9 protein-coding genes and 3 pseudogenes are annotated in these 10833 nt (G+C 37.3%); 11 read left to right on the top strand and 1 reads right to left on the bottom strand.

Going from position 1 to position 10833, the window contains the following annotated elements:
• The first annotated feature begins 756 nt into the window (after nt 1-756).
• Nucleotides 757-1068, top strand: coding sequence for a hypothetical protein (locus ACHABW_RS20670; protein ID WP_435758155.1), 312 nt, complete (start codon nt 757-759; stop codon nt 1066-1068).
• A 374-nt stretch (nt 1069-1442) separates the two neighbouring features.
• Here the strand turns inward: ACHABW_RS20670 and ACHABW_RS20665 are convergent, their stop codons facing one another.
• A complete protein-coding gene (locus ACHABW_RS20665) occupies nt 1443-1604 on the bottom strand; it encodes a hypothetical protein (protein WP_435758153.1) in 162 nt (53 codons plus the stop codon).
• A gap of 157 nt (nt 1605-1761) precedes the next feature.
• On the opposite strand from ACHABW_RS20665, the pseudogene ACHABW_RS20660 reads away from it, so the two are divergent.
• From ACHABW_RS20660 to ACHABW_RS20615, 10 genes and pseudogenes are all read left to right on the top strand, one after another.
• Nucleotides 1762-1911 (top strand): annotated as a pseudogene (locus ACHABW_RS20660) (transposase); the annotation flags it as partial.
• Nucleotides 1912-1928: 17 nt separating this feature from the next.
• The gene (locus ACHABW_RS20655; protein WP_435758151.1) at nt 1929-2129 is read left to right on the top strand and encodes a hypothetical protein; all 201 of its coding nucleotides are present in this window, start codon (nt 1929-1931) and stop codon (nt 2127-2129) included.
• A gap of 18 nt (nt 2130-2147) precedes the next feature.
• Nucleotides 2148-2375, top strand: a pseudogene (locus ACHABW_RS20650) (IS5/IS1182 family transposase); the annotation flags it as partial.
• A 569-nt stretch (nt 2376-2944) separates the two neighbouring features.
• Nucleotides 2945-4069, top strand: coding sequence for a TAXI family TRAP transporter solute-binding subunit (locus ACHABW_RS20645; RefSeq protein ID WP_435758149.1), 1125 nt, complete (start codon nt 2945-2947; stop codon nt 4067-4069).
• Between the two features lie 116 nt (nt 4070-4185).
• Nucleotides 4186-6162, top strand: coding sequence for a TRAP transporter permease (locus ACHABW_RS20640; RefSeq protein ID WP_435758147.1), 1977 nt, complete (start codon nt 4186-4188; stop codon nt 6160-6162).
• A gap of 62 nt (nt 6163-6224) precedes the next feature.
• Complete coding sequence (locus ACHABW_RS20635; protein WP_435758145.1) at nt 6225-7085, top strand: MBL fold metallo-hydrolase; 861 nt, start codon at nt 6225-6227, stop codon at nt 7083-7085.
• Nucleotides 7086-7288: 203 nt separating this feature from the next.
• Nucleotides 7289-7495 (top strand): Rieske 2Fe-2S domain-containing protein, encoded by a 207-nt coding sequence (locus ACHABW_RS20630; protein WP_435758143.1) that lies wholly within the window; start codon nt 7289-7291, stop codon nt 7493-7495.
• 57 nt (nt 7496-7552) lie between these two features.
• Nucleotides 7553-8527: pseudogene (locus ACHABW_RS20625) on the top strand (TRAP transporter substrate-binding protein).
• A 190-nt stretch (nt 8528-8717) separates the two neighbouring features.
• Nucleotides 8718-9641, top strand: coding sequence for a 2,4-dihydroxyhept-2-ene-1,7-dioic acid aldolase (hpaI, locus tag ACHABW_RS20620; RefSeq protein ID WP_435758141.1), 924 nt, complete (start codon nt 8718-8720; stop codon nt 9639-9641).
• A gap of 92 nt (nt 9642-9733) precedes the next feature.
• Nucleotides 9734-10801 carry a TRAP transporter substrate-binding protein gene (locus tag ACHABW_RS20615; RefSeq protein WP_435758139.1) on the top strand — a complete coding sequence of 356 codons (1068 nt, stop codon included), beginning with the start codon at nt 9734-9736 and terminating at the stop codon, nt 10799-10801.
• The last annotated feature ends 32 nt before the right edge of the window (nt 10802-10833 follow it).

Genomic DNA, 10833 nt, shown 5'->3' with positions numbered 1-10833 from the left:
CTCTATTTGGTAATGAATCTTAACAATTGTTTTATTTTTATCTATTATAGGTAGTGATTAAATAGAAGGGATACAATGACAAGCAATCTTGGCATTGTTTAAACCTTGTTCTGGAAGTGTAGCAGTGAAAGAAATTGGCTATTCCGATCTCGTCATTAAAGATGGTCCAGGGATTAATCGTTAAATGTTGTGAAACAGCTAAAAAGTTTGTGATTGATCTACATCGGTTAATTAGTTGATGCTAGTTAAAAAGGCTTATTAATAGTAATATCCGAAAGGCTGTAATAGTAGAGTTTTGCTTTTTCAGGACTTTTTTGAATTTTTAAAGCATGTCTAATCAGCTAGAAGCACCATTTTTTTCAGTTTAGGTGCATCGTCCGGGACCAGTGAAAAAGTCATTTTTTTTTGAAAAGTGATTTATTTTTAGGTACATAATGTCTCCCCATACGACAAACTTGACTTAGAAGTAATTATAAGACTCGTTTTCCCATCACAATTTTTTCGTTTTAAAAAAGTTGGACACTGTCAGCTGTCCAACGTTCTTAAGGTGTCACCAATTTGAGAAAAAGAATATTTATTAGAAAATTAATAATGTTCCGTTTTTTATAATGGAATTTACAGAAATATAAAGTATTCTAATAAAATAGGAAACTACATAGTCACACGATAAATATAAATCTAGCAATATTTTGTTCTGTGTGACGATTCAAATGAGGAGGAGATAGGATGGAAGTTCAAGATAAAAAAATAGATTAAATGAGGCATCTGTTAGAACCGTTAACTTCAGATGAAATTATGGAAGATGTTGCTATTGTAAGAGAAAAAAAGAATCTCACAGAAGATGCTCGATTTGTTCAAGTTGTCTTGCGTGAGCCTTTAAAGGAAACAGTATTACCTTTCAGGGATGGGGATCCAGTAAATCGAGAAGCTTCAATTGTTATCCTAGATAATGTATCAGAACAGACGTATGAAGTAGCTATTTCAATAACTCACAAAGAAGTAATAAGTTTCATCACACTCGAATCATCAATTGCAAAATTATGTCTAGTGCAGAAGTATCTAATCTAATTTTAATATTTATTTGAATAATCGATTTCGCTATTTTATTCTCTAATTCCTCAGTCAGTATAATATCTTGAACTCCTTGGTGGCCTTTGCCTCTTCACTTCCAATAATTGCTCATCAGATAAGTGTTCTATAAGATTTTTTACTACCATTCCTCCATAAACAAATTAAAAACCATCCCCAACAAAAAGGAAGTGGGTTACGGTCTCACCGCCTAACATTATTAGTATTTATGAAACGGTAATAGGAAAGTTAGTATTATAATACAACTCTAAACAAACTTATTTCTACATTAAACTATTTTGGATAGAATAAAGACTTTTATTAGAATAGATAAATTTTTCAGTTGTCAACTATTCAATTTTAAGTAAGTGATATTAATCAACACTATGATCACGAGGTTCTTCTATGTTCGTTGGGGTGAAGTTATCTGTAAGATCATTTTCGTAAAAAGCTACTAGACCAATGAGTATTGAAGGAAAAACAACGGATAAAAGTAACCCCACTTGTTTTTTATGAAGCAGACGATAAATCATCAACTCTATTTTCCCCTTTTATCAATAAGATTATTACATAGATACTGGTGTATGAAATAATTGATATATATAAAGAAATCCCCAGTAACTTCAACTATGATTAAAGTACCTGACAAAGAATATCAACCAAACCACAGGAGATTGAGTTGTTAGTGCAGCGGAACTCTATAGTGAAATAGGTGACACCTCTAATATTGAATCGCCTAATCAATTAATTAAGAGAGCTGGTACCAACCCTTTAGTGAAGCAATCTGGTGGAGATTTGAGCAGAAAGTGTTCAGTTTTATCGAGCAAAAACTGTTCATTTTAGTTTAGCAGTTACACCGGTTGAAGAAGAAAGGAAAACATTCGAGAAAAGTGTATATAGCCATGGGAAATAAGGCAATAAAGATTGCATTTGGCATGTTGCGAGATCAAAAACCATTTCAATCCATAGATCCAAATTACCAAGTTTTACATGAAATCAATAAAAAACTTAAACATCAAGTAATTTCTACGAAAGAATTATCTATTCGGGCTGTTGCTTAAGTAAAAAGTATTAAACAACGTTTTGAAGCTATTTTTTCGGCCATTGACATGGAACCTATCTTCGAATTGGTCACGAAGAAATCGAGGTTTGGTCGACCGGTGGAGTTGAATTACGCAGCGATGATTTATTCGCTGGTCGCTCGCTTAAAGGAATTAATTAAGCGGCTGAAATATGACTTTATCATCCGTCTAGACTGCGGGTTTTTAGTGTCCGATTTTGTCCCATCCGAGGTCAGGCACCACCGAAAAAAAGAGGGCTAAGTCAAAGAAAGAGCAGGAACAATGGCTCATTGAAAAAGCGGAACGTGAAGCGAATAGCCCTTTTTTAAGGGAAAAATATTTAATGGCGGAATTCACAAGACCTTCAGACTAGCGAATCTTTGTAAAAGTCTGTGAGATGGACTGTCACTTTAGGCTATCTTTTTGTGATAGCAATTGCAATATTCAGACACTTATATTAAAAATATGTTGAAAAAATATATGATAACATATATGATATGTTTATAGGGAATATTCAGACAATACAAATAACAAAGGAGGCTTGTAATTTCTAAATTTCTTTTATTTACCAATAAATGAAAGCGCTTATAAAAAATTGCACTAAGATATTAATTTTGAGACAGAATAAGATGAAATATGCGACTCGGGTACAGTACGAGAGTAATAGAGATTCCTTGAAGTCATAGAAGTAGAAAGTTTATTAGTAGAAAATTAGATCTCGTTATTCAAAGGAGTTGATATTCGTACTTAGGAGCAGTGAAATAAAAAAGGATGATATATCAGGAAAATACTAACAATCTAAGGAGTGGACTTAAATGTCAAAAAAATATAGTAACAAACCAAAAATCTTGTTTACAGTGATGCTAGCTTTATTATCTCTAGTAGCTTGTGGTGAAGTACCGGGGGGGAGTGATCAAGGAGAAGAAACTAATTCTGGATTAGAATCTCTTGAAAATGAAACTGCTACAAATGATGGCAATTCAAATGGTAATTCTCTCAGTTTAGCCGCACACCAACCAGGGATTGCTTATCATAGTGCTGCCTCTGGAATCTCAAGTGTCGTTAGTAGTCAATCAGATACTAGATTAACAGTAAAGCCATTTTCAGGTCCTAATGCATGGATACCTTTATTAAATGAAGGCGAGATTGACATAGGAATTCTTTCTTTTCCTGATGCAGGCTGGGCATTCAATGGCGAGAATGGTTATCCAGAAAAAAATGAAAATCTTCGCATGCTCGTTAATGGAAATAATATAGTTACTTCTGGATTAACAGTAAAAGCAGATTCTGATATTAAAGAAGTTGCTGATCTTAAAGGGAAAAGAGTAGCATCGGATTATTCGGGGAATCAAATCATCCCTAGAATTTTAGAAGCACAACTATTATCCGTTGGATTAAGCTGGGAGGACGTGGAACGGGTACCGGTAACAGAAGTAGATTCCGGTATTAATGCTTTAAGAGAAAATAGAGCAGACGCTGCATTTACTGGCACACCTACCGTAGCCGCGTTTACAGAGATGGATACAACATCAGATATTGACGGATTGAACTGGGGAGGAGTGTCCCCTAAGGATATCGAAGAATTTCCAACAGAAACTGTTAAGGAGATGGCAGAACTTGTTCCTGGTATTCAACCAGTTACATTTGAAAATGGCTTTTTAAATAGTGAAAAGACGCTGGTTAGTTATCCGATTATCTTGGCTGCCTCAAGTCATGTATCCGGGGAGGATACGTATGAATTGGTGAAGACCTTGTGGAATAATTACGAAGAACTGCATTCTCAATTTGCATGGCTTGAGACTTGGGAACCAGAGACAATGTTCAATGAGGATCCACCTGTGCCATACCACCCAGGAGCCGTGGAGTTCTTTAAAGAAGAAGGTGTTTGGACAGATGAAGCGGAGGAGAACCAACAAGAGTTATTAAACCAAGTGGACTAGAACACACATAATGAATGAAGGATTATAGTGAGAATACTTTTTAGGTAAGGGCATCCCTTTAAAAAGGGGTACAGGCCCTTGTCTGAATTCTTAAGAAAAGGAGGGAGAGAGAGGCAATGGCTGATAAAGAAGAACAGAGCCGTTATAGGCAATTGCAAGGAATTTCTTCTATTATATGGAAAACTATATTATTTTTGATTCCATTGGCAGGGATTCTTTATATTTTAAGTGTCTATCAATGGATGGGATTTGCCTTGTTTCTTGAACAATATACGGGCTTATTTCTTGCATTGATACTGGCAGGTGTCTTTATTGGAGTACCTATGAATGTCAATGCTTCTAGAACAAGGGTCCCATGGTATGATATTCTGCTTGCGATAGCCGGATTGTCAGCTGGATTATATATTTCAATTTATTATCCAACTATTGTCATATATTTTGGTTATGTAACAACAGATAGAGTCATTGTATGTGTAATTGCGATACTATTGATACTTGAAGCGTTGCGGAGGTTGTTTGGGTGGGCACTAGTCTGTGTAGTTGGAGCCTTTTTCGTATATGCATTAGTCCCTTCTATTTTTCCGGGGCCTCTTAAAGGGGAAAGAGGATCTTTGGATCAACTATTTAATTATTTATACCTAGATTCTAGTAGTCTCCTTTATATGTTAAATATTGCATCAACCATCGCCTTAGCATTTATTTTATTTGGTCAGATACTGTTAAAGTTCGGAGGCGGAGAAATTTTTAATAACTTAGCTTTTGCCTTTTTTGGACGTTTTCGAGGAGGTCCTGCAAAAGCTTCTATAGTTGGCTCTAGTTTAGTTGGTAGCGTGTCAGGTGGACCAGTATCCAACGTGATGTTGACTGGAAGCATGACCATACCTTTGATGATTAAAAATGGATACACTCGAAGACAAGCTGGTGCCATTGAATCGGTGTCCTCTACAGGAGGGATGATTATGCCACCTGTGATGGGGATTGCAGCGTTCATCATTGCTGAAACTCTGGGAGTGCCTTACGTTGAAGTAGTTATTGCTGCTATAATTCCTGCTTTTTTATATTATTTATGTTTGTTTGTTCAAGTTGACTTAAAAGCAGCAAAGCAAGGGCTACATGGAATGTCGAAAGATGAAGTACCAAAGGCTAAAAAAGTCTTGGCCACGGGTTGGATAATTATCCCTGTTTTCGGAGCGTTGCTTTATTTTTTATTTGTGGCAGGTTACACACCTACGACTAGTGGTGTCTATACTGCTTTAATGGCCATTCCTATTTTGTTAATTCAAAAGACTCAGAGACACCGTATTTTTCAAAGGCTTATGGAAGCGATGGTTGATACTGGAAAAACCTTACTAGATATAGGCATAATATTAGCCGCCGCAGGTCTGGTGATTGGTATTGTTGGGATTACGGGCTTAGGATTTAACTTAGCTCTCACACTTGTAGAGATAGGTCAGTCAAATCTCATACTACTACTTGTGACGAGCGGTATCGTTTCTATTGTGTTAGGAATGGGAATGCCGGCAGTGGCAGCATATGCCTTGGTAGCAACATTAGTTGCGCCTGCTCTGGTTGAGCTAGGAGTTAATCCGATGGCTGCTCACCTGTTCGTCTTTTATTTTGCAAACATGTCTAACTTCACACCGCCAATTGCTGTAGCCAGTTTTGCTGCTGCAACCATAGCAAAGGAAAGTCCATATAAAATTGGTTTTAGTGCGATGGTATTTGGTTTTGTTGGTTTAACTGTACCATTTCTTTTTGTCTATTCTCCTTCCCTGTTACTGGGAGTTGGAGAAAACATTAGTGATGTGACAAGAACAGCTACGATAATCTCAGTTATAATCGGTTGCGTGGTACTATCTATTTGTTTTGTAGGATACCTTTTCAAAAAACTGTCGTCACTTAAGCGCGTGGTATTTGGTATATCTGCATTGTTGTTGTTGCTGCCTGTTTATGAAGGTATGCCATATATGTGGACATTAAATGTAATAGGTCTGACTCTATTCATTGTTTTATTTGCAATAGAGTTAAACTCGCGTACAAAAAAAAGGGATGACTTGGAAAAGAGTCCTTCTGAGCAGCCAAACATTTTATGATCGATTTAGGATGATAAGAAAGTCCATCAAATTATTTAATTTATAACTTTGGAGGTTTTATTATGACAGACTGGAAAGTAACGATGCTAGGAACCGGAAGTCCTCGACCTGATTTGGAAAGATCGAGTCCTTCGCAAGTGGTTCATTTAGGTAACACACCGATTTTGATTGATTGTGGAGAAGGCACAACCGCTCAGTTACAAAAAGCTGGAATTCCACCACAATCAGTGACTAATCTATTTATGACTCATCTTCATTCGGATCATTTATTAGGATATGGACAATTTTTACTTGGTGGCTGGGGGTTAGGACGGAGAAAATTAAGAATTGTGGGTCCAAAAGGAATCAAACATTATCATGAAACGATGCTTTCCTTGTTTAAAGAGGACATCGATTATCGTGTAACGTTAGGACGTTCGCCGAAGGGGGTTCTTGAAAATGTTGAAATTATTGAGATTGAGGGGCCTGGGGAAATCAACCTAAACGCAGCAGATATTCCGGCCCGTGTTTTCACAGCTGAAATGGTTCACAATGTTCCAACATACGGCTTGCGTTTTGAAGGGAAAGATCAAGTTATCGTACACACCGGGGACACAGCGCCAACGGAAAACGCGGTTGCATTGTCCCAAGGAGCCGATATTCTCATTCAAGATGCAGCATTAGCTGTGAATGAAACTTACAAGGATATTACAGATCCTGAACTCCAAAAAATTTGGGACAATTTGCAGAAAGAACATTGTAGTCCTGCACAGGCGGCAGACATTGCCCAAAAAGCAGGCGTAAAAAAACTGGTTTTAACTCACTTCTTGCCAAATGTAGATCAAGAACGAGCATACAAAGAAGCTGCGGACGTATTTGACGGGAAAATCATTATAGGACAAGATCTTCAGACCATAGATGTGGCTATAAAAGAATACAATTAAGAGGATGTGTCAAAGGGCTAATGAAGCTTTTTGACATCTTTTTTTAAGTAATTTGGGTAGTAGACGTGCGAACGGAGACTATTCTTTACAAAAATGTGACTAATCAAGTCATCTTGTAATAACTTATGTCAAAAAGCTGATTAGTATAGCAATGTATAGATTTATCTTTCAATGATAAAATTAAAATATTCGGGAAAACGTGGTTGTTTTTAGGCCATGTGTCTGAACTAAAGAAACCTGGCGATCATATAACAAGAATGATGGCAGATAACCCTATCATATTAACAAAGATCAAAAAGGGGAAAATTAAAGCGTTTTTGAATTCCTGTTCTCACCGGGGCACGCGTCTATGTACTGAAGATTACGGAAATAAGAAAGCGTATACATGTAAATGCCGCGGATGGACATAACAATTGGCAGCATGCTCATGCTTGGAGCTTGCGGAAACTCGGAGGATAGCGCCTCTGATGGAAGAGTCTAAGTCCTCGGGAGAAACACATGAATTTGCTTATTCTCACGTTTTCCCATCTAATCACATTATGGAAACCGAAATTGCTAAGACCTTTGTAAATGAAGTGAATGAAGCTACGAATGGTAAAGTTGAAATTACCACATATCCAGGGAACCAGCTAGCAGAGGCTGATGGGCATTTTGAAGTAGCAGCTACAGGAGTTGCAGATATTGGAGTGAGTGTACATAGAGTTACACAGCTAATCAGTTTCCCCTCCCTGACTTCTGTTATTGAACTTCCTTTTATAAGCGAAACTGGAATAGAAGGATCCAACATCTTATGGGATTTGTATGAGGAGTTTCCAGAATTGCAAGATGAATATGAAGATGTTGAACCATTACGGTTTTCTACTTTGAGATGGTCAGATTTTCACAGTAGTCGAACAGGTAAAAGTGTTGAAGATTTATAAGGAATGAGAATACGCTCTCCTTCACCTGAAGTTAACGCTTGGCTAGAAGAGTTAGGAGCTATACCTAAACCTATGCCAATGCCAATGAACGACGTTTATGAAGCGTTGGAGCGAGGGGTTGTGGATGGTACTGTTGGACCTATTCATACATTACTTGACTTCAGTCTTCAGAAAGTTATTGATTATGTAACGGTTGGAGACTTCTACATGACTACATTTTATTCAGTCATGAATCAAAAAAATTGGGAATCACTTAGCGATAAAATGAAAGACCACATGAATGAAGTAAAAGGCAGACACATGGCGAAATTTGCTGGTAATGTGATCGACGAAAGATCTGAAGAGGCTGTACAGGTAGCAGAAAAAGCAGAAGCTGGATTTTATGATCTAAGCGAGGATGAGTTAGAGGGTTGGAAGGAAAAAATGAATCCGGTTATCGAGGATTGGATTGAAGATAAAGAAAGCAAAGGACTCCCTGGAAAGGAAATTTATCATAGATCGTTAGAATTAAGCCCTGAATAAAAAAACATGTCAATAATATTTCACAAAAAAGTATGTAACGGTAAGAGAGGGAATTACACGAATAATATTATTATTCAGTTACTTAAAGAAAAATATATTGAAATCATATATGATTAAATATATAATGTTCGTAGAAAGGTTATATACATTAACTTTTAAGGTTTTTTAATTAAAAAAGGAGGAGGTATACATGAGTAAAAAATATGATGTAATTAGACAAAAATTAAGAGGTTCCATTTGCCCGGTCATTACTCCATTTAAAGATAATCAAGAGATAGATTTCGAAAAACAATCGGAATTAATTGAATTTCAATTAGAGAATGGCACTCACGGTATTTCTGTAACAGGAACATCTGGTGAACCAAGTTCTCTTACTACGGAAGAGCGTGTTCAAGTAATGCTAAATGCAATGGAAACGGTTAATGGCAGAGTACCATTTGCTCCAGGAACTGGTTCTGTAAATCATGATGAAACAATGTATTTGACTAAAAAAGCCGAAGAGATGGGTGCAGATGCTGCAATGGTTATTGTTCCTTACTACAACAAACCAAACCAGCTTGCGTTGTACAAGCACTTCAAAACAGTTGCTGATTCTGTAGAAATACCAATCATTATCTATAACATTCCGGGTCGAACTGCGCAAAACATGGAAGTTTCAACTATGGCTCGTTTAGTCAAAGATTGCCCTAACATTGTAGGTGTGAAAGAGGCGAACAAAGATTTTGAACATGTAAACAGAGTAATGCTTAAATGTGGCAGAGACTTCCTTTTGTATTCCGGAATTGAACTGCTTTGCTATCCAATGCTTGCGATTGGCGGAGCAGGATCCATCAGTGCAACAGCAAACGTAGAACCTAAGAAGGTAGCTGAAATGCACAATGCATGGGAAAAGGGCGATATCAAGAAAACACAAGACCTTCACTATGAACTAATGAATTTGAATGATGTTCTCTTTAAGGACACGAACCCAGCTCCCTCTAAAGCTGCATTAGGAATGATGGGTAAAATTAATCCTACATTGCGCTTACCAATGGATCTTCCTACTAAAGAACTTCAAGAGGAAATCCGTGAAACTTTGAAACAATATAACATTGACACTCCAAATGCTATATAAATAAACAGGGAAAAGGAAAGCTTTGAAAGGTTTTCCTTCACCTTTTTTCATTAAAATGAAAACGCTTAAAGAAGTGGAAGGGGCATTATAGAATGAAACAACAGTTAAAGAAAAATTGGTCAATGCTTACAGCTATCTCGATTACTAGTATTCTAGTAATTTCGGCTTGTTCAAATGATACTGATACTTCTTTAGAAACTTCGGGAACTGAATCCGAAGAGACGCAAGAGTTTGTTTTTTCCCATTTTTTCCCGTCAAATAGTCCAATGGAGACCGAAATTGTTCAAGCGTTTATAAGTAAAACAGAAGAAGTGACAAATGGAGAAGTGAGGATAACATCTTACCCGGGAAACCAACTTGCCGATCCAGATGGCCACTTTGAAGCTGCTGCTACAGGGGTGGCAGATATGGGATATGGTGTACACAGCTATTTACCTGGTCAGTTTCCACTCACATCTGTCCTAGAACTTCCATTTCTAAGCGAAACAAGTTCGGAAGGTTCTCAAATAATGTGGGATTTGTATGAAGAGTTTCCAGAACTGCAAGACGAATATGAGGATGTAATACCCTTATGGCTATCAACGTCTGAACCTGCGCAAATTTATACCGTTGGTCAGCAAGTGAAAAGTGTAGAAGATTTAGAAGGCCTGAGAATACGCTCTCCCTCCCCAGAGGTAAACGCATGGCTTGAAGAACTAGGCGCTACTCCTATCTCGATGCCAATGAGTGATGTTTATGAAGCGTTGGAACGCGGAGTAGTTGATGGAACAGTTGGGCCTACTCATACTTTGTTGGATTATAGTTTAAAAGATGTTGTTGACTATGCGACAGTAGGTAATTTTTATTTGACAACGTTCTATGGGGCAATGAATCAAGAAAGCTGGGATTCCATTAGTGAAGAAAACCAGAATGCAATCGATGATATTAAAGGTGAAAACATGGCTCAGGTAATAGGTGAATCCCATGATAATCAGGCTGAAAAAGCGGAAATTGCTGCAAAGGAAGATGGGGTTGAATTCTATGAACTAAATGAGGACGAGATAAATGAATGGAAGGAACACATGCAGCCAGCTATAGATGAATGGATTGAAGATAAAGAAAATGCAGGACTTCCTGGTCAGAAGATCTATAATAGAGCTGTGGAATTAGGCTCTGAATGAATAACAGGGGTGTTTTACTATGACAAAAATTA

Origin of the sequence: Salipaludibacillus sp. CF4.18 (assembly GCF_051262595.1) — a bacterium.
Lineage (GTDB): Bacteria > Bacillota > Bacilli > Bacillales > Salisediminibacteriaceae > Salipaludibacillus > Salipaludibacillus neizhouensis.
This window is presented reverse-complemented; position numbering and strand designations above follow the sequence as displayed.

Bases quoted from the DNA above. Each gene is read 5' to 3' on its own strand.
- hpaI (WP_435758141.1), top strand. From the start codon at position 8,718: ATGAGTAAAAAATATGATGTAATTAGACAAAAATTAAGAGGTTCCATT.
- ACHABW_RS20615 (WP_435758139.1), top strand. From the start codon at position 9,734: ATGAAACAACAGTTAAAGAAAAATTGGTCAATGCTTACAGCTATCTCG.
- ACHABW_RS20635 (WP_435758145.1), top strand. From the start codon at position 6,225: ATGACAGACTGGAAAGTAACGATGCTAGGAACCGGAAGTCCTCGACCT.
- ACHABW_RS20645 (WP_435758149.1), top strand. From the start codon at position 2,945: ATGTCAAAAAAATATAGTAACAAACCAAAAATCTTGTTTACAGTGATG.
- ACHABW_RS20670 (WP_435758155.1), top strand. From the start codon at position 757: ATGAGGCATCTGTTAGAACCGTTAACTTCAGATGAAATTATGGAAGAT.
- ACHABW_RS20640 (WP_435758147.1), top strand. From the start codon at position 4,186: ATGGCTGATAAAGAAGAACAGAGCCGTTATAGGCAATTGCAAGGAATT.